Here is a 17980-nt window from a genome sequence, read left to right as displayed (position 1 = left end):
TCGCTCGATGTTATTAGTAAGGTATTTCAACTACGGATAGCTTACGTTGCTTGTATGTCACTTTTATGACAATCAGAATTAATTTTAGGAAGTGAGAAAGAAAAGCAGCTGCCTTCTCCTTCGGTGCTGTCAATGTGTAGTTGACTGTGGTGCGCTTCTAAGGCGTGCTTGACAATAGCCAGCCCTAAGCCGGTGCCACCAGAACGGCTGTTCCTGTCGGCTGCCACCCGGTAAAAACGCTCTGTCAGTCGAGCGAGGTGCTCTGGCGCAATGCCCGGCCCTGTGTCTTGAATACGAAAATGAGCTTGCCCTTCCTGTGCTTGCCATTCGATATAAATACGCGCCCCTTCCCCGCTGTACTTAATGGCATTGGTAAGCAGGTTATGCACCACTGCATGCAGCCGTTCGGGACTGCCCAGCACGGTTAATGTCTCGTCGATATGGGCGCTCACATGCACTTGCTCTGATTCAATGACCAACGCAAGCTCTGAAAGTAAGTTATGAATAGTACTTCCAAGTACGACAGGCTCCTGTGGCACGTCTTGGTGCTTCGACTCTATCCGCGACAGCATCAATAACTGCTCGACCATTGCCTGCATTCGTTGGGTTTGCCGTGTCACTTCCGATAACGCTTGGGTTTGTTGCTGCGGCGCTAAACCTTCTGGTTCTTCGAGAAGCTCCAAGTAGCCTTGCATCACCGTCAGCGGGGTTTTTAGTTCGTGGGAGACATTGGCTACAAACTCTTTGCGCATGCGCTCGAGCTTGCGAATGTGAGTAACGTCCCGAGCTAAAATTAAATACTGTGTGTCCACATAGGGCATAATGCGCAGCTCAATTTCACGCTTGTCACCCGTTGGTGAATACAAGGTAATGGCTTCGTCGAAGTTTTGCTGCTGAAAGTATTTAATAAAACTGGGGCTGCGAATAAGGTGGGTAATTTTAACCCCTTTGTCCATCGGCCACTTTAAACCTAAGTATTGCTGCGCCAGCTTATTGCTCCAAATAAGCTGACCTTCGCCGTCAATCACTAGGCCGGCGTCGGGTAGGGACTCAGCCGCTTGTCGAAAACGCTGCAACAAGGCAGCGAGTTTTTTTCGGCGAGTGTAATGGCGCTTCTGTGTGCGGTAGAGGCCATCATAAATATCGCTCCAAATACCAGAGGCTTGAGGTAAGCTAGTCGACTTGCTGTTCCAAAACCAGTGACTTAACTTAAGCAGGTAGTAGCCGTTCCACACAACCAAGACGGCCAAGTACAACAGCAAAAACTCTTGTGGGTAGCCAAGCAGCCAGCCCAAACCGCCTGCAAATAGAAGCCCCAGAGTAAATACTGTGATTGCCTTTAGCGGGGTGTAGTAGCGGTCCATGGCCTACCTCTAGGGTTTATTGCTGTAGTGAAAAGCGATAACCAGCCCCTCGCACCGTTTGGATCAGGCGGTCATAACCATGTTTTTCTAGAGCTTTCCGCAACCGTCGAATATGCACATCCACGGTTCTATCCACCACATACACATTGGTGCCCCAAACCTGGTCGAGCAGCTGTTCGCGACTATATACACGTTCCGTATGGGTCATAAAAAAATGCAACAGGCGAAACTCTGTTGGGCCTAGTTTTAGCGTTGTGTCATGCGCTGTCACTCGATGCGTACTCGGGTCCACGCTTAAGCCCGCTACGGTTACTGGTTCTTTTAAGGTTGTGGGTGCCACGCGCCGAAGTACGGCACGCACACGCGCTTTGAGTTCTTTCGGAGAAAAAGGTTTGGTCACATAGTCGTCGGCGCCCGCTTCTAGTCCCTGTACTTTATCTTCTTCTTCGCTGCGGGCCGTAAGCATAATAATAGGAATGTGTTTTAGGTGCTCTGCGGACTTAATAAAACGAGCTAACTGAATGCCCGTACCACCGGGCAGCATCCAGTCGAGAAGAATCAAGTCGGGATAGGGCTCTGTTAATGCAGCTTCAGCACTCCCAAAGTCTTCAGCCTGAACAGCTTGAAAGCCTTCCTGTTCCATCACGAGTGTAAGCATGTCTCGTATTGGGGCTTCATCTTCAATAATCAGAATACGGCCTTGCATGATGGTCATCCTTCTATTGGCTTGTCATTTTTATATGGCAAGTATGCTACTCCATTATGACACTTTTATGACAAACCACTGAAGACGCTCCCCTTCGGCTTAAAACTTGAAAATAAGACCCGTGGAAATAGCAAAGGGGTCATCCCCTAACACCACCGCCATACTGTCGCCATAGCCACCGCCAGTTACGCTTGCTGCAGCACCTGCTTTATTTTGTGTGGCCGTTGCTAAGCCATACCAAGTTAGCTTGGAGGAAAGAACCCGGTCGACACCAATGGTTGCAAGGACCGACTCGTTTTGGGTGTCTTTGTATTCGCGTGCAAACACCTGCCCACGGAGCCATAGGTCATTGCTTAATTGGTAGCGTCCTGTCACGCCCCAACTTGTCATGCTGGTTGGCGTTACTGTGCCTGCATCTTTCAGGCCGTCGACATACTGGGTAATAGCCGCGACACGCCAGCCGTCACCGTTTCGTATGGCAGCTAAACGCGTGCCCTTCACCGTTTGGCTGACATCGCGATTGTCGTGCTGGTACCCCGCTAAGAAGGTCCAGTCGTTTACTTGGTAGGTTAAACTGGTGTTGATCACATCGTCGTCGTTGTCTGTTGAGGTGGTTCCTGTTGTTTCTGTGGTGCCGTACTGCAAGGCAAAGGTAAAGCCTTGCCAGTTTGGTGACTGGTAATGCACGCTGCTTTTAAGTCGACGGTCTAAGTTAGCTGCGCCTTGACGCACTATATTTCGACCTTCACCTGCGCGATCTCTAAATTCTTCAACTTTGGAAAGAAGTGCCATAGTAGGTGAGGTATAATAGCCTACCCGTACTGTGCCCCAGTCGCCCTGCAAACCTAGGTAAGAGCTTCGTGCTTTAAAGGTGCTGCTACCATCTGTGAAGTCGACACCTCGCTCAACCTGCCCGATAAGTTCAAGTGTTTCACTTACCCTGTAGTTCGCTTTAAGGCCTACACGACTGGAGTTGCTTGAAGCGTTTAAGCCCCCATTATTGCCATCATACAAGTACCCTGCCGAAACATGGGCTTTTCCATAGAACTCCAAGTCTATTTCATCTTCGGCAATTACACCTGCAGAAAACATAGTTAGACCAGCAATCGTTAAGTAAGCTAGCTTTTTCATTATGGGAACTCCTAATAGCACAAAACCGGGTGTACGTAAGACAAAGGTGACTGTGTAAATAATATCTTTCCAGAAAGACAACAACAATGACAGAATTATTAAACTTTTATTATTGCTCTCTTCTGCCGTGTTCGGTAGGTTTAATAGGTTGAGGCAAATAATGCATGCTTACTGGGTAAAGGATTTACTACATGCAGTATAAAAGTACATCGAAACGGCTCTTAACCCGAGTGCTCTCGGTCTATTTCGTGATCACTTTTGTGATTACATGCTTCCATATTCTCAGCGAGTATAACAACACCAAACATTCTCTTAAGAATGAACTAACGAACCAACACAACACAATTTCAGCCAGCCTCACGCGCTCCCTTTGGGAGTTTAATTATCAGCAAATAGACGCCATTGCCGAAGGGTTAATGACCATCCCTGCCATTTCTGGGGTCATTATCCGCGACGACGCCGGCCGCGTTATTCGCCAGCTCGGTCTTGTACAGCCCCTTTCGTCACTGCCCAATGAGCCTATAAACCCCGTGCAGTTAGACGCAACTAATGGTGTATTTGGTCAGTACAATCCGCTGACTTTTGAGTTTGCTGGGCAATCTACCCTCGTTGGCGATATAGCCTTGTTCTCAAGCCGCCGTGTTATTGTCGAGTCTCTAAAAGTCAGTATTTTGTTTTTGGTCGGGAACGCTTTTATTAAAAGTACCTTCCTTATTTTATTATTCTCTTTAGCTTTTCACCGCCACCTAACAAGGCCTATGCAAGAGCTTACTCTGCAACTTGAAAGCTTTCAGCCTGACCGCTTGGGCGAGTCGAAAATAAAGCTAAGTCAAACCAAAAACACAGAGTTTGGTATATTAGAAGCGGCCTATAATGACTTGATCGACCGCATACAGCAGCACCAAAAAAGCTTAGGGCTTACAAAGGAAATGCTCGAGCATGCGAACCGTCGTTTGGACAATCAAAACGACTTACTGGAACAAGAGGTAGCACAAAAAACCTCGGGCATGAGCAAGCTCATGCTAGACATTGAAGAACGGAACTTAGCTTTAGAACAACGCCAATACGAACTTGAGCGAGAAGTGCAGCAACGTAAGCTCACCGAAGCTGCGCTCAAGCGCACCAACGAACGACTCACCCGTTCCATAGAAACCATTAGTAAAACCCAGCAGCACTTGGTGAAAACGGAAAAAATGGCGTCTCTTGGGGAGCTGGTGTCTGTGATTGCCCACGATGTAAATACACCGATTGGCATTGGGGTGACCACCACCTCCTTTTTAGCCGATCGAGTGGAAGCCTTAGCCATATCCATGGAGGACAAAAGCTTAACGCAGTCGCAATTGAACCGCTTTATCGCCGATGCTCGGGAAAGTGTGCAACTATTAGAAAACAATTTACACCGCGCGGCCGAGTTAATGGTGAGCTTTAAAGAAGTGGCCATTAGCCAAAGTGCTGAGGCAAACCGAACGGTTATCTTAGGCCATTACATAAATAGTATTATTCGTTCGCTGCAACCTCGATTAAAAGGAAAAAACATTCAAATAGACGTGTCGTGTTGTGACTCGCTGCAGGTTCGCCTTCAAGCGGGCGCTTTGGCGCAAATTTTAACAAACATGATCCTTAATTCAGTGATTCATGGCTTTGAAGGCGCAACGGCTGGCACTATTTCTATTCGTGTTTCTCATGAGCAAACAGAACAAGGGCAAAATCATTTGTTTTTTCACTATGAGGACAACGGCTTAGGACTATCAAAAGGCCAGCTAGAACATTTATTCGACCCTTTCTACACCACAAAGGCTGACCGGGGTGGTAGTGGGCTTGGCGCTCATATTATTTACACTTTAATTCATGACACTATGGGTGGCACCATTAGTGCGAGCAGCCACGCAGGTAGTGGCCTAGCCTACGACTTCAGCTTCCCTGTGACGCTTGTTGAAAATAAAGCAACTGACACAGTACAACAGAAGGGCTAGAATGCCCGGCTTAGCGTTTCTTTATTTCGGAGTTCAGCATGTGGTTTAAAAACCTGAGAGTGTACCAATTCACCCAAGACTTTCAGCTTCCTGACGATTTTCAAAGCTTATTAAACGAGCGCAGCTTTAAGCCATGTAGCAGCACTGAGCCTGCAAGTCTCGGCTGGACAAGCCCTATTCGGGACAGCGACGAGTACGCCCTAGTGCACCAAGGCGCCGTGTTACTTTGCTTACGCAAAGAAGAAAAGGTCATGCCAGCAAGCGCCGTTAAGTCGGAGCTTGAGCAACGCAAAGAAGCCTATGAGCTGGAGCACGCCCGTCCGATGCCTCGGAAAGAGCAGCAAGCTCTTAAAGAAGACATTGTGCACAACTTATTACCTCGTGCGCTAAGCCGCTACTCTGTGACTTGGGGCATGATCGACATAAAAAACCAACGGGTTTTAGTCGACACTTCTTCGGCCACGCGCGCTGAAGAATTTACCGCTCAGCTTCGCTCATGCCTTGGCTCCTTGCCTGTGCGCCCGTGGGGGCCAGAATACCCTGCAACTCACTGCCTCACTGAATGGGTTCGAGAAGGTGCCGCCGCTGCACCCTTTGAGCTCGGGCAAGATGCCGAACTTAAAAGTAGCAAAGAAGAAGGCATGGTGGTGCGCTTGCGTAGGCACGACTTAATGGTGCCGGAAGTGACCCAGCATTTAGAGCACGACAAGCATGTGACAGAGCTTGGTCTTGAGTGGCCTAACCGCTTTTCATTCTTATTAAGTGACGACTATGCCATTAAACGTATTAAGTTTGCTGATATGGTGTTAGAGCAACGGGATCAAGACAATACGGCGGACGCCGCTGAGCAACTTGACGCTGACTTTGCTTTGATGTTTGGCGAGTTTGCAGAGTTACTGGATGTGTTAGGTACTGCACTGACGCTCGAGCCTAAGTAAAAGTCAGCACTGCCGGTGGCAGCGCTGCTTTCTCGTGTTTCGGCAACATAATTCAGGTATTATAAGGTTTCACATTGTTACTTACGTACGGGCACCAACCATTATGACCCCAGACTGGCAGCAGTTAGAACTTTCTCCTGAGCTGATACATGTTTTACTTGAGTCTGGCTTAAACAAGCCGACACGCATTCAGCAACAGGTCATACCGCTTGCAATGGAAGGCCATGACATTATGGCCACTTCGCCCACAGGAACTGGTAAAACCTTGGCTTTTTTACTGCCTGTTTTTCAGTATCTTGCCGACTTTCCACGCCGTTCACCCGGCAGCGCACGAGCGCTGGTGTTGGTTCCAACCCGTGAATTGGCTGAACAAATAGGACGCGTGGCCGAACAGCTAGCTGCCGCCACCGACTTAACCTGCCTCACCATTACAGGCGGCGTAAATTTTGGTAGCCACTTAGGCGCACTTGAAAAAAATGTAGACTTTATTGTCGCAACGCCCGGCCGCCTTGTTGATTATTTGGCCGCAGAGCAGTTTAGTGCGGAGGATTTAGAGCTTCTTATTTTAGATGAAGGCGACCGCCTGCTTGATATGGGTTTTCGTGGTGCTGTTGAGCAAATACAGTCGGAAGCTCCCAGCTTAAAGCAGCGCATGCTGTTCTCCGCCACAGCGGACCACCACGCATTAAAAGCCTTTTCAAAACAAGCCTTAAGCAAACCTGTGGTCGTTGAGGCCGAGCCGCCCAAACGCGAACGGGGTAAAATAAACCAATGGGTGCATATTATTGATGACACGCCCCATAAGCTCCAAGTACTTGAGCACTTACTAAAAAGTGTTACGGGTCGCGTCCTTGTATTTGTTCGAAAGCGCGACAAGGTACATGAACTTGAGCCTCTGATAAGCAGTAAAGGCTTCCCAACCGTTTCATTGGAAGGTCAACTACCGCAAGCAGAACGGCAAAAAAGGCTTAAAACCTTTCACGACCTCCGTGCCCGCATTATGATTGCTACTGACGTGGCCGCCCGTGGTATCGACATTCCCGACGTGGAGTTGGTCATTAACTACGACATGCCACGCCGAGGCGACAGCTATGTTCACCGAATTGGCCGGACTGGGCGAGCAGGGAAAAAGGGCAATGCTATATCGTTAGTGGAAGCCCATGACGCAGAGTGCCTGGGCCGTGTGGAGCGTTACTTAGACACCAAACTAGAGCGCCGTGTTATTGACGGTTTGCGCCCTACTTTTAAGTTTCCTGACCCACATAAGAAAACCAAAAAGAAGAAAGCCAAGAAAAAGGTAAAGAAGAAGTCAGCGGCTAAAAAAGCCTAGCCGCTTACTCACCCACCAAAATGCATAAAACATGGTAGCGCCTGCCATGTCAGCGACCACGTCTAGTAATTCAGCACCACGGCCTGGCACCTGGTGCTGAATGACTTCGACCAATACACCATACCCAAGCATTAACAACAACCCTGTCCACACGCGTGGGCGAAAAGCTAGGTGCATGGTCAGTGTCAACACAAAGAAAACGGTAAAGTGCGCCACTTTGTCCGCATGCTCAAACGACAAAGCGGAAGGCTTTGGTGGACGTTGTGTTAAGAGTGCAAATGAAACAACAGCAAATGTGAGTATAAAAATAAGGCGTGCATGTCTGCGGATAAATTGCAGTCCTAACATCATCATGTACAACGTCCTTTCTAGTTAATTAACGAGCGCCGTTAGTCCTTGGGCTCATACAATGCAAGATGCGCAACACCTTGTTCTTTCAAGGCAATGGCCTGTAAACGACTCATGACCCCTTGCTGGCAATATAACGCATACGGTTTGCTGGTATCCATTGTTTGCATTTTATTTGCTAACTTGAAAAATGGAATGTGCACCACTTCTGTCGAGGCCAGACTGAGCGGGGCTTCGTCTTCCTCTTCAGGGCTGCGAATATCAATCACCACAGTGCCTGTAGGCAGCTCTTGCTCTTGCGTATAAATGGGCGGCATATAGGCCGTGGGTTGTGCATGCACTTCCCGTATGTCTTTCACCGGCGCAGCCATCACCGCTTCTTCTATCATTTCGTCGGTAATACCGGCTTCGGCAGCTAAAACAACTTGCTGCTTAGCTTTTACCGTCGGTTTGTTTGAAATAACCCCACAATACTCTGGAATGGACGCAGCCATTTCTTCTACCCCAATGTCACGGGCGATATTGACAATATCTTGTTTATCCATGGTGATGAGCGGGCGCAATACCAGCTTGTGGGTCACTTCATCGATGATTTGTAAATTGCTTAAAGTCTGGCTTGACACCTGACCAAGGGCTTCCCCGGTCACCAGCGCCTGCGCATTCACACGGTCCGCTACTAAGGCTGCTGCACGAAGCATGGATCGTTTTAATAAAACCCCCATCACCCCAGGCTCGTTTTGGTTCAGAATAGCTTCCACCACGCCTGAGAAGTCGACACTTACGAACTTCACTGGGTGGGTAGAGCTGTATTTTTTCCAAACGTAATAGGCTACCTCACGGACAGCGGCCTCATGGGCTGCAGCGCCACCTAAATTGAAGAAACAGAAATGGGTGCGCGCACCACGGCGAATAAATTGGTAACTGGCAACGGCGGAGTCAAACCCACCTGAGATAAGTGATAAAGCGGTTTCTTGGGTCGGAAGCGGGTAACCGCCAAGTCCTGGCAAACGACGAACCAACAGGCTCAAGGTGTCGTTCTCGAGCCAGAGCTGAACCGTTTCTTGCGGCTGCACCAACTTGACCGTGGCGCCTTCAACCCGTGCTCGAATGCCGCCGCCAATATATACGGCTAGGTCTTGTGACGAGAATTCATGTTTACCGCGACGCTTTACCCGAACTGCAAAACTTTTATGCGTTAAGGCGGGCCCCATATTGTCAATAACAAACTGCAAAGCGCCTTCAAAGTCGGTGAAGTCTGTTTCTATAACTTCTTCAATATGGGAAATACCAGGAATACATACAAGGACATCGCGCACTTTGCCTGCGAGCTGCTCGTCTGCAGGTATTTCCACTTCAATTTTGTCCCACAGCCAGCGTACAGCCACCTGATCCGTGTGCTGTTTTATCAGGTTTCGAATATTGCTAGATAACACAGAGCCATGACGCTTACGTAATGACTTACTTTTCACTGTTATTTCTGCGTGCAACCGAACAATAAACTTCATGATACTACCCTAGCTGAAAAGGGTAGATTATAGCGTAAATACTAGGCTAGCTCTACTCGTTGCTGGTTGAAATTGGCGCACTTTCACGCGCCTTCCCTTGCATAATAGCAATTTCAACACGTCGATTACGGCGGCGATTGTCTGGAGAGTTGTTTGGAACCAAGGGGCGCGTGTCCGCATAGCCCATAATGGTCATACGATTGGTATTAAAAGCTCCTGAACGAGCCATTTCTTCAGCAACACTGACGGCGCGCTTGCTGGAAAGGTCCCAGTTTGAGCTGTGCATTTCAGAGCGGATAACTTGATTGTCCGTGTGCCCTGATATGGTAACTTCTCCCGGAATATCACCTATTACTTCTGCGATTTTGCGAATAACTGGCTTAAACTGAGGCTGTAAAAAAGCAGAGCCTTGCGGGAAGGTTCCTTGCTCATTCACCCGAATGAGAATTTGTTGCCCGAGTTGTTCAAGCTCAATGGCGCCTTGGTCAAGCTCTTCAGCAAGCTCGTTTTCTAAGCGCATCATGAGCTCTAGCAGCTCTTGGTTGTTTTGCTGCTCGGACACTTGCTGTGTGTCCCCACCGGTTGTTTCATCTAGGGTTGCATCGCCACCTTCTTCAAAGGCAGTTCCCCCTTGGGCATTGTCTTCACCGTCCTGGAACTGCAGCGACTGCTGTGTCATATCAATGGTTTGTTGTTGAATGGTTTCAATCGGCGTTGGGTCTGGTCTGCCCGGACGGAATTCGAGGGCCACAACACTGGTACCACGAGGGATATCGGTCACTTCTATTTTATTCTGCACCCCAAAAGCAAACTTCATCGAGCCGGCTATTTGCTTGAAACGCAGCACATCCATTTCTGAAAAGGCAAGTAACAGCACGAAAAAGCACATCAGCAGAGCCATGAGGTCTGCAAAAGTCGCCATCCAAGGAGCCAACCCCTTGGGTGGGCACTTAGGACACTTTTTTTCAATTGCCGGTAATGCTGCCATGCTTTTTGCTCCTTCTACTCTTCTTCGTCGGTAACACGTTTCGACTCAGCAAGGTAGTTTTTCAGCAGATCTTCAATAATGCGCGGGTTCTGACCGTCTTGAATTCCTAAAATACCGTCTAAAATAAGCTCTTGATTCAGCTTTTCTTCTTCCATTCTTAGCTTCAGTTTAGCCGCAATAGGTAAGCAAATAACGTTGGCCAAAAATGCACCGTAGAGGGTTGTTAGAAGCGCAACAGCCATAGCAGGACCTATCGCCTTCGGGTCATCCATATTGGCCAACATGGCCACAAGCCCAATTAAGGTACCTATCATTCCCATTGCGGGTGCCGTGTCAGCCATGGCTTGAAAAATACCAACGCCTTGGTCGTGGCGTTGGTAGGTGAGGTCAATATCTTTCTGCAGGGTTTGACGCACAACTTCTGCGTCATGTCCGTCGACCAGCATATCAATACCCTTACGGAAGAAGCGGTTGTCTATTTCTGTCTCTTCAAGGGCTAAAAATCCACCTTTACGGGCAGCGTCTGCCATTTCTACGGCTTTATCTATTAGGTCGAGCGGGGCGTCTGTTTTAAAGCTAAACGCCTTTACAACCACTTTCCCGGCACCTAAAAACTGACTTAATGTGTAGTTGGCAAGAGCAACAAAAATAGTTCCCCCGAAAACAATTAAAATAGACGGAATATTAATATATAAGCCTAGCTCGCCATTCATCACCATAGCCATGACGATGAACGCAATGGCACCAAGCACGCCTACAATTGTTGCTATATCCACTATTTTCTCCTCACCTCTGCCGAGCCGTGCGTTAGTATGGTACTTTTATGCTAAGAGTTATGTGCACAACTACTTTTTCTGTTATTACAGCTTGTTTATCGGCCCTGTTCAATGATTCTTTACGGTACAATGTGCAAGCATACCTGAAATTTCACACTGAATATTGATTTAGAACCAAGGAGACGAGGATATGTCGGACACTACAGAAACCTCAAATCAGTCCTTTGAGCAAGCGATAAGCGAGCTAGAAAAAATTATTATTGCCCTTGAGCAAGGCGAGTTACCATTGGACGAAGCTCTTAAGCAGTTCGAGCATGCGGTAAAATTGTCACGCATTAGCCAAGAAAAACTGCAAGCTGCTGAACAAAAAGTGCAAATGCTGATTGCACAAGGCGGTCAAGAACAATTGACCGAACTTTCAGAAGCATCCGATGCCCCTGGGGCAAGTTCGCATTCCCCTTCAGACTCTCCGTTTTAGGTTGTATTTATGTTCAACTCGCAATTTGCCGAGCTTCAAAAGCGCCATGAGCAATTTTCTACTCGCCACTTTGAGACGCTTAAAGCACGCTCAAAGGAAGAGGCTTCTCACAAGTTAGCTAGTGCTATGGCCTATAGTATGTTAAACGGTGGTAAGCGTGTACGCCCTTTTCTTGTGTATGCAACAGGTGCCATGCTTGGCGCTGACTTAGCTGACCTTGACGCACCTGCCTTGGCCATTGAATGCATTCATTCTTATTCGCTTGTGCACGATGACTTACCCGCTATGGACAACGACACGTTACGTAGGGGAAAGCCCACCTGCCACATTAAGTATGACCACGCAACGGCCATACTAGCGGGAGATGCACTCCAGGCAGAAGCCTTTCAGGTCCTTACAACACACGCCTATAAAAACGTTAGTCCCCAACAACAGTTAAATATGGTGCGGGAGTTAGCCACTGCCTCTGGGCTTATTGGTATGTGTGGTGGCCAAGCATTAGACATTGAGGCCACTGGTCAAGCGTTAGACCTGACCGCCCTAGAGCATGTACACCAGCTAAAAACCGGGGCTTTAATGAAAGCAGCTGTGTTACTAGGAGCTCACTGTGCACCGCAGATAAGCGCAGAAGATTATGCTAAACTGCAGCAGTGGTCGGACGCTATTGGTCTCGCTTTTCAAGTGCAAGACGACATTTTAGACCAAATCAGTGACACCGAAACCCTTGGCAAAACACAAGGGTCTGATATCACCAATCATAAGGCCACTTACCCCGCCTTATTAGGCTTGGAGGGTGCGATTGCTAAACGCAATCAATTATTCGATAAAGCAGTACACGCCTTATCGGGAATACCGTACAATACGCAGTTACTTTCTGAATTCACCGAATATTTAGTGACACGGGATCGCTAGCATTATGCCCAATATTTCTGGACAGTACCCGCTTCTCAGCAGTATCGAAAGCCCTGCTGATCTGCGCCGTCTTTCAAAGCCTCAGCTGCAACAAGTAAGTGGCGAGTTACGCCAGTTTTTACTTGGGTCGGTCAGCCGTAGCAGTGGCCATTTGGCCAGTGGTTTAGGCTCTGTTGAGCTAACCGTCGCTTTGCATTATGTGTTTCAAACCCCTTTTGATCAGCTTGTTTGGGATGTGGGCCATCAAGCCTATCCCCATAAAATATTAACAGGCCGTCGCGATCAACTGCATACCATCCGCCAGAAAGACGGCTTACACCCTTTTCCTTGGCGTGAAGAAAGTGAGTATGACGTACTGAGCGTTGGCCACTCAAGTACTTCTATAAGTGCCGCTTTAGGGATGGCCGTGGCCGCACAAAAAGAAGCGCAGAATAGAAAAGTTGTTGCCGTTATAGGCGACGGCGCCATGACAGCCGGTATGGCGTTTGAGGCCTTGAACCATGCTGGGGATATTAGCCCTAACATGCTGGTCATTTTAAATGACAATGAAATGTCTATTTCAGAAAACGTAGGCGCCTTAAATAGCCATTTTGCTAAAATTCTGGCAAGTAAACCTTATACCTCTCTGCGGGAAGGTGGTAAACAACTGTTAAAAGACTTACCACACATGCGCCGCTTGGCAAGCCGTGCAGAGGAGCACGTGAAAGGCTTAGTGACGCCAGGCACCATTTTTGAAGAGCTTGGTTTTAACTACATTGGCCCCATTGACGGTCATGATGTCGAAGGCTTGGTTGAAACCTTGTCGAATATGCGTAACTTGCCTGGGCCGCAGTTCTTGCATGTTATGACACAAAAAGGCAAGGGCTACGCTCCCGCAGAAAAAGACCCGATCGGTTACCACGGTGTGCCTCAGTTTGACCCAGCCAAGCACAGCCTTCCAAGCCAAGCGTCCAGCACGCCCAGCTATTCGGCTATTTTTGGCGAGTGGTTGTGTGAAACCGCCGCCCAAGAGCCCAAGCTAGCAGGCATTACCCCCGCTATGCGCGAAGGCTCAGGTATGGTGCAATTTGCTCAGCAGTATCCCGATCAATACTACGATGTTGCGATTGCTGAACAACACGCCGTAACCTTTGCCGCTGGCTTAGCCATTGCTGGACAGCGACCCGTAGTCGCTATTTACTCCTCATTTTTACAGCGTGCGTATGACCAAGTCATTCACGATGTCGCCCTGCAGAATTTGCCCGTCCTGTTTGCTATTGACCGGGCTGGTATTGTGGGTGCTGACGGTGCAACCCACCAAGGCGCTTATGACATTAGCTACCTTCGCTGCGTGCCAAACTTAGTCATTATGACCCCAAGTGACGAAAACGAATGCCGCCTTATGTTGCATACAGGCTTTGAAGCCCGAGTGCCGGCCGCGGTTCGCTACCCTCGTGGGAATGCTCTTGGTCTTGAATACACTGAGCTGGAAGTGTTGCCACTCGGTCAGTCGCGTACGATTCGCGAAGGCAAAAAGGTGGCTATTCTCTGCTTCGGAACCTTGTTAGCTGAAACCAAAAAAGTAGCGGAAGAGCTAGACGCAACACTTATTGATATGCGCTTTGTAAAACCATTAGACGAAGCCATTGTCCGTGAACTTGCAGGGTCTCATGAGCTACTGGTTACGGTAGAAGAAAATGCTATTGCAGGCGGTGCTGGTAGCGCCGTGCTTGAGTTTATGCAGTCGGAAGGGCTGTCGACACCAGCACTGCTAATAGGTTTACCGGACAAATTTATTCGTCACGGTACTCAGGGTGAGATACGAGAAGAGCTAGGCTTGGACGCGCAAAGCATGTTGAAACGAATTCAGCAACGCCTTGCGCAGCTTTAACAAGTTGCTTATAGGGTGCCTGGTAACATGCCGGCACCCATAAGTGCATGCAAAATTACCAAGGTAAATAAGCCCGCCAACACATCATCGAGCATCACGCCTAAACCTCCAGAAACCTTCTTATCGAGCCAACGTATAGGCCATGGCTTGCGAATATCGAAGAAGCGAAACAGCACAAAAGCGAGTAGCATCGTTTGCCACGTCAATGGTATGGCGAACAGTGCGATCATATAGCCGACAATTTCGTCCCAGACAATTGCTGGGTCATCATGTTTCTTCAGTACCTTGCCCGTTTCTCCGCACAGGAAAATGCCCAACAGGAAAAAAGCAGCAATAACGCCTAAGTACTCATTCAACCCAAGCGGGGCAAACAGAAGTACGGCAGGTATTCCAACCAAAGTCCCAAAAGTGCCAGGTGCTTTTGGCGCTAACCCTGTACCAAAGCCAAACGAAAGTAAGTGAATAGGGTTTTTCAATAACTCAGAACGTTTCATGGCTAATCCTTAAAGTGTAGAAAGCCTGCTGTTTTCAGCGAAAAAGGCTGATTATTCAACTCAATGCGTAAGCCAGGTTCGCCTTCGATCACCCCCACACAGGTGATATCAAGACCTAATTGATGTGCGATGGTTTCTAAGCTACCGCGTCGACTTTCAGGCACAGTAAAACATAGCTGATAGTCTTCACCACCGGTTAACTGCAACTGAGCTCGCTGGCTCGGGTCAGGTAACACCATTTCCAAGATTTTAGAAGCAGGTAAGGCCCCAGCGTCAACGCGGGCACCTAAGTTGGACGACTGCAGAACATGCAGGAGGTCTTTAGCCAGGCCGTCTGACAAGTCAATGGCACTGGTAGCAACGGCGCGAAGAGCCTGCCCTAAGCCCACCTGTGGTCGCGGGTAAAATAACGCTTTATTCAGTTGTGCTTGCTGTGTTTCGCACACAGGCAGGGTTTGTTGCTGCCCTGCTAGTGCCGCGGCTGCGTCGCCTAAGGTACCGCTAACGTAAATGCGATCGCCTGGGCGAGCACCTCGTCGGCGCATTTCTTTGCCACGGGGCACTATTCCTTGAGCGGTAACCGTAAACGACAAGGGGCCACGTGTGACATCACCGCCAATTAAAGAACAGTTATAGTAGTCGCTTAACTCAAAAAACCCGCGCGAAAACTCACTCATCCAAGCTTCGTCAATATCCGGGCAAGTAACAGCCAAAGACAACCACGTCGGCTCGGCGCCCATAGCGGCTAGGTCACTTAAATTCATGGCAACTAATTTATGTCCAACGGCGTCTGCTGGGACAAGGTCGTCAAAATGAGTGCCGTACACCATGGTGTCGGTGGTAATGGCAATTGACGCGTCTTCAGGTGGGTCCACAATGGCTGCGTCGTCACCGATGCCAAGCACTATGTTGTTTTTGCTTCGTGTGTCTGTTCCTGCCACTTCGCGCTGAAAGTACTTAGCTATCAGCGCGAACTCTTTGCTGTAGGTGTGCATATTACTGCCGTGCAGCTCGCAAGCTATCGACCGCTTTATCCAATACTCCGTTGACAAAGCGATGGCTGTCGTCGGCTCCGAACGCTTTCGCTAATTCAATGGCCTCGTTCATGATGACCTTATAAGGTACATCTAAACGCGAGCGTAACTCATACGCAGACACTCTCAATACAGCGCGTTCAATTTGGTCAAGCTCTGCAAACGGACGGGCTGAAAAAGGTGCTAGAATACTGTCTAGCGTCGAAACAGACGCAGCAACACCGCGAAGCAAGTCTTGGAAATAAGCTACATCAACTTTCGTCATGTCGTTTTCTGCCAAAAACTCGGCTTCAATATCGCTTACGGCGTTATCTGAAAGCTGCCAAGAATAAATTGCCTGTATCGCCATGCGGCGGGCCTTACGTCGTGCTGCTGGTTTCACCCAATGCTCCTCAAATTTGCTCTAATACATTGATCATTTCTAGTGCGCTTAATGCGGCTTCGGCACCTTTGTTGCCATGCTTTACACCCGCTCTATCTATGGCTTGCTCGTCCGTGTCTGTGGTGATAACACCAAAGGCCACAGGTACACCTGTGTCCATAGCAACTTGCGCTAATCCTGTATTTGCTTGCCCTGCTACATAGTCAAAGTGTGGGGTACCACCACGAATAACAGCACCCACAGCTATCACTGCGTCGTACTTACCCGACTCAGCCAGCTTCTTTGCGGTCAACGGCAGTTCATACGCACCCGGTACACGCACCACTGTGATATCGCTTTTTGACACTTGCCCAAAGCGCTCTAGCGCATCGACAGCGCCTTCTAGTAACTTGTCAACAATAAAGCTATTAAAACGTGACACCGCAATAGCAACTTTTTTTCCTGGTGCAGCAACACCTGCTTCGATAACCTTCATAATGTTTCCTATATTCGCTTAATTTGAACACCTGATTAATTGCCGCGCAGAATACCACATTTTCAGGGCAAGCGGTAAAGCAGGTCGCCGGTCTCTGCGTCTTCGGTAAATGGCTCATGCTCTAATGCCAACATTTGCTCATGCACGAAGGTGTAGTCGCTATGTACTGGCATTAATACCTTGGCTTGGGGCCATTCTTCTGTGAGCCACATGATCAACTCCTGCAGTAGGCGTTCACTGTCATCTGCCGACTCAGCTCCTTGAGTAAACCAGAAGGTCACTTCTGCAGAAAACTCATTCGGATTGAAGTTCGGAACGTGTCGGCGCTCCATATTCACTGGCGTTAGATAGATAGCACCTAAAATACCTTCTTCGCCCGTATGCCGAACCACATAGGTAAAGGCAGCTTTGCGTTCATGCTGTGCCACATGATGTCGCACCATGTCTGCATTGACCTCAGGGGATATTTTCTTGGTGGGCCACGACCAACCAAGCACATGATACAAATAATCGGCCGAGCCTTGATGAGCCCTATAGTATAAACGATCATCACTCGTTTGCAGAGGAGTTATTTGCCACTGCCCTTGCTGCCAGGCTTTTGGCGTACCACTAAGTGCTTCGTCGAAACCAGCGAATACAGGGCTAGCAACGAGCAGCAAGGCACACAACAGAACAATGCGAAAAGTGAAGTGCGGGTTCATGCTTTCTCCGGATATTTAGCCTGTGCTTGGCGAGTGAATGCTTGTACCTCTTTTAACCCTTTCTCAATGTCGTCATCAATTTCTATGGGCTGGCCAATCTGTATTTCTCGTTTTGCAAAGTCGAGCGCGACTGGCACAACAGGTACCTTGGCAGCTCGGGCCATATGCAAAAACCCCGTTCGCCAATGCTCCACTTTACTGCGCGTCCCTTCCGGCGACAAAGCTAGAATGAGCTGCTCTCGCTCATTAAATTGCTTGGCTATATCTGCAACCACACCGTGGGCACTGGCTCGGTTTACAGGAACTCCACCTAGCCAGGTCAACAGCCTGCGCACAGGGAAGACAAATATTTCTTTTTTACCTAAGAACGAAAGTTTTAAACCAAGTGCTAACATGGCAAATACACCAATAAAGAAGTCCCAGTTCGAGGTATGGGGTGCCACAGGCACAATCGCTTTCTTTATGTCGGGCATTTGACCAACAACTTTCCAGCCCCCAAGTAACCACATACCAAGGCGTCCGAAAGCGCGGCTAAAACTGTTGCCGCGCATCGGGAAGTTGTTATACCTGTGCAT

Annotated in this window: 19 protein-coding genes; 6 read left to right on the top strand and 13 right to left on the bottom strand. The window is 48.7% G+C overall.

Annotated features, from left to right (window positions below):
• Positions 1 to 41: 41 nt before the first annotated feature.
• The 3 genes from phoR to CWE15_RS08220 form a co-directional block, all read right to left on the bottom strand.
• A complete protein-coding gene (phoR, locus tag CWE15_RS08230) occupies positions 42 to 1364 on the bottom strand; it encodes a phosphate regulon sensor histidine kinase PhoR (RefSeq protein ID WP_126757610.1) in 1323 nt (440 codons plus the stop codon).
• A gap of 16 nt (positions 1365 to 1380) precedes the next feature.
• A complete protein-coding gene (gene phoB / locus CWE15_RS08225) occupies positions 1381 to 2070 on the bottom strand; it encodes a phosphate regulon transcriptional regulator PhoB (protein WP_126757609.1) in 690 nt (229 codons plus the stop codon).
• A gap of 99 nt (positions 2071 to 2169) precedes the next feature.
• Complete coding sequence (locus CWE15_RS08220) at positions 2170 to 3201, bottom strand: porin (RefSeq protein WP_126757608.1); 1032 nt, start codon at positions 3199 to 3201, stop codon at positions 2170 to 2172.
• A gap of 191 nt (positions 3202 to 3392) precedes the next feature.
• Between CWE15_RS08220 and CWE15_RS08215 the strand changes: the two genes are divergently transcribed.
• The 3 genes from CWE15_RS08215 to srmB all read left to right on the top strand — a co-directional run bounded on the left by CWE15_RS08215 (position 3393) and on the right by srmB (position 7442).
• A complete protein-coding gene (locus tag CWE15_RS08215) occupies positions 3393 to 5174 on the top strand; it encodes an ATP-binding protein (protein WP_126757607.1) in 1782 nt (593 codons plus the stop codon).
• Positions 5175 to 5212: 38 nt separating this feature from the next.
• Positions 5213 to 6112, top strand: a complete 900-nt coding sequence (locus CWE15_RS08210) for a recombination-associated protein RdgC (RefSeq protein WP_126757606.1) — start codon at positions 5213 to 5215, stop codon at positions 6110 to 6112.
• Between the two features lie 103 nt (positions 6113 to 6215).
• Entirely contained in the window at positions 6216 to 7442 is a 1227-nt protein-coding gene (srmB, locus tag CWE15_RS08205; RefSeq protein ID WP_126757605.1) for an ATP-dependent RNA helicase SrmB, read from the top strand.
• On the opposite strand, the gene CWE15_RS08200 is transcribed toward srmB, so the two are convergent.
• The 4 genes from CWE15_RS08200 to pomA are packed head-to-tail and all read right to left on the bottom strand — an operon-like array spanning position 7422 to position 11059.
• On the bottom strand, positions 7422 to 7796 hold the full coding sequence (locus CWE15_RS08200; RefSeq protein ID WP_126757604.1) for a VanZ family protein: 375 nt from the start codon (positions 7794 to 7796) through the stop codon (positions 7422 to 7424). The genes srmB and CWE15_RS08200 overlap by 21 nt on opposite strands.
• Before the next feature lie 35 nt (positions 7797 to 7831).
• Positions 7832 to 9298 carry a tRNA uracil 4-sulfurtransferase ThiI gene (thiI, locus tag CWE15_RS08195; protein WP_198674998.1) on the bottom strand — a complete coding sequence of 489 codons (1467 nt, stop codon included), beginning with the start codon at positions 9296 to 9298 and terminating at the stop codon, positions 7832 to 7834.
• Positions 9299 to 9347: 49 nt separating this feature from the next.
• On the bottom strand, positions 9348 to 10283 hold the full coding sequence (locus CWE15_RS08190) for a flagellar motor protein MotB (RefSeq protein WP_126757602.1): 936 nt from the start codon (positions 10281 to 10283) through the stop codon (positions 9348 to 9350).
• A 14-nt stretch (positions 10284 to 10297) separates the two neighbouring features.
• Positions 10298 to 11059, bottom strand: a complete 762-nt coding sequence (gene pomA, locus CWE15_RS08185; RefSeq protein ID WP_126757601.1) for a flagellar motor protein PomA — start codon at positions 11057 to 11059, stop codon at positions 10298 to 10300.
• A gap of 190 nt (positions 11060 to 11249) precedes the next feature.
• On the opposite strand from pomA, the gene CWE15_RS08180 reads away from it, so the two are divergent.
• From CWE15_RS08180 to dxs, 3 genes are read left to right on the top strand one after another with little or no spacing between them, the layout of a single operon-like run.
• Positions 11250 to 11537, top strand: coding sequence for an exodeoxyribonuclease VII small subunit (locus CWE15_RS08180; protein WP_126757600.1), 288 nt, complete (start codon positions 11250 to 11252; stop codon positions 11535 to 11537).
• 9 nt (positions 11538 to 11546) lie between these two features.
• On the top strand, positions 11547 to 12449 hold the full coding sequence (gene ispA, locus CWE15_RS08175) for a (2E,6E)-farnesyl diphosphate synthase (RefSeq protein WP_126757599.1): 903 nt from the start codon (positions 11547 to 11549) through the stop codon (positions 12447 to 12449).
• A gap of 13 nt (positions 12450 to 12462) precedes the next feature.
• The gene (dxs, locus tag CWE15_RS08170; RefSeq protein ID WP_198674997.1) at positions 12463 to 14319 is read left to right on the top strand and encodes a 1-deoxy-D-xylulose-5-phosphate synthase; all 1857 of its coding nucleotides are present in this window, start codon (positions 12463 to 12465) and stop codon (positions 14317 to 14319) included.
• Between the two features lie 8 nt (positions 14320 to 14327).
• Here dxs and CWE15_RS08165 read toward each other — a convergent pair whose 3' ends face one another.
• From CWE15_RS08165 to CWE15_RS08140, 6 genes are all read right to left on the bottom strand, one after another.
• A complete protein-coding gene (locus CWE15_RS08165) occupies positions 14328 to 14813 on the bottom strand; it encodes a phosphatidylglycerophosphatase A family protein (RefSeq protein WP_126757597.1) in 486 nt (161 codons plus the stop codon).
• A 2-nt stretch (positions 14814 to 14815) separates the two neighbouring features.
• Positions 14816 to 15808, bottom strand: a complete 993-nt coding sequence (gene thiL / locus CWE15_RS08160; RefSeq protein WP_126757596.1) for a thiamine-phosphate kinase — start codon at positions 15806 to 15808, stop codon at positions 14816 to 14818.
• Between the two features lies 1 nt (position 15809).
• Positions 15810 to 16229: a transcription antitermination factor NusB gene (nusB, locus tag CWE15_RS08155; protein ID WP_126757595.1), complete on the bottom strand. Its 420-nt coding sequence runs from the start codon at positions 16227 to 16229 to the stop codon at positions 15810 to 15812.
• A gap of 10 nt (positions 16230 to 16239) precedes the next feature.
• Complete coding sequence (ribH, locus tag CWE15_RS08150; RefSeq protein WP_126757594.1) at positions 16240 to 16704, bottom strand: 6,7-dimethyl-8-ribityllumazine synthase; 465 nt, start codon at positions 16702 to 16704, stop codon at positions 16240 to 16242.
• A 62-nt stretch (positions 16705 to 16766) separates the two neighbouring features.
• A complete protein-coding gene (locus CWE15_RS08145; protein ID WP_126757593.1) occupies positions 16767 to 17405 on the bottom strand; it encodes a hypothetical protein in 639 nt (212 codons plus the stop codon).
• Positions 17402 to 17980, bottom strand: a complete 579-nt coding sequence (locus tag CWE15_RS08140) for a 1-acyl-sn-glycerol-3-phosphate acyltransferase (protein ID WP_241971877.1) — start codon at positions 17978 to 17980, stop codon at positions 17402 to 17404. The genes CWE15_RS08145 and CWE15_RS08140 overlap by 4 nt, the downstream gene beginning before the upstream one ends.

Source organism: Aliidiomarina taiwanensis (assembly GCF_003987015.1).
In the GTDB taxonomy this organism is placed as follows: domain Bacteria; phylum Pseudomonadota; class Gammaproteobacteria; order Enterobacterales; family Alteromonadaceae; genus Aliidiomarina; species Aliidiomarina taiwanensis.
This window is presented reverse-complemented; position numbering and strand designations above follow the sequence as displayed.

Bases quoted from the DNA above. Each gene is read 5' to 3' on its own strand.
- CWE15_RS08220 (WP_126757608.1), bottom strand. From the start codon at position 3,201: ATGAAAAAGCTAGCTTACTTAACGATTGCTGGTCTAACTATGTTTTCT.
- thiL (WP_126757596.1), bottom strand. From the start codon at position 15,808: ATGCACACCTACAGCAAAGAGTTCGCGCTGATAGCTAAGTACTTTCAG.
- CWE15_RS08190 (WP_126757602.1), bottom strand. From the start codon at position 10,283: ATGGCAGCATTACCGGCAATTGAAAAAAAGTGTCCTAAGTGCCCACCC.
- ispA (WP_126757599.1), top strand. From the start codon at position 11,547: ATGTTCAACTCGCAATTTGCCGAGCTTCAAAAGCGCCATGAGCAATTT.
- CWE15_RS08215 (WP_126757607.1), top strand. From the start codon at position 3,393: ATGCAGTATAAAAGTACATCGAAACGGCTCTTAACCCGAGTGCTCTCG.
- CWE15_RS08145 (WP_126757593.1), bottom strand. From the start codon at position 17,405: ATGAACCCGCACTTCACTTTTCGCATTGTTCTGTTGTGTGCCTTGCTG.
- ribH (WP_126757594.1), bottom strand. From the start codon at position 16,704: ATGAAGGTTATCGAAGCAGGTGTTGCTGCACCAGGAAAAAAAGTTGCT.
- CWE15_RS08180 (WP_126757600.1), top strand. From the start codon at position 11,250: ATGTCGGACACTACAGAAACCTCAAATCAGTCCTTTGAGCAAGCGATA.
- CWE15_RS08200 (WP_126757604.1), bottom strand. From the start codon at position 7,796: ATGATGATGTTAGGACTGCAATTTATCCGCAGACATGCACGCCTTATT.
- CWE15_RS08210 (WP_126757606.1), top strand. From the start codon at position 5,213: ATGTGGTTTAAAAACCTGAGAGTGTACCAATTCACCCAAGACTTTCAG.
- phoR (WP_126757610.1), bottom strand. From the start codon at position 1,364: ATGGACCGCTACTACACCCCGCTAAAGGCAATCACAGTATTTACTCTG.
- CWE15_RS08140 (WP_241971877.1), bottom strand. From the start codon at position 17,980: ATGCACAGGTATAACAACTTCCCGATGCGCGGCAACAGTTTTAGCCGC.
- srmB (WP_126757605.1), top strand. From the start codon at position 6,216: ATGACCCCAGACTGGCAGCAGTTAGAACTTTCTCCTGAGCTGATACAT.
- phoB (WP_126757609.1), bottom strand. From the start codon at position 2,070: ATGCAAGGCCGTATTCTGATTATTGAAGATGAAGCCCCAATACGAGAC.
- CWE15_RS08165 (WP_126757597.1), bottom strand. From the start codon at position 14,813: ATGAAACGTTCTGAGTTATTGAAAAACCCTATTCACTTACTTTCGTTT.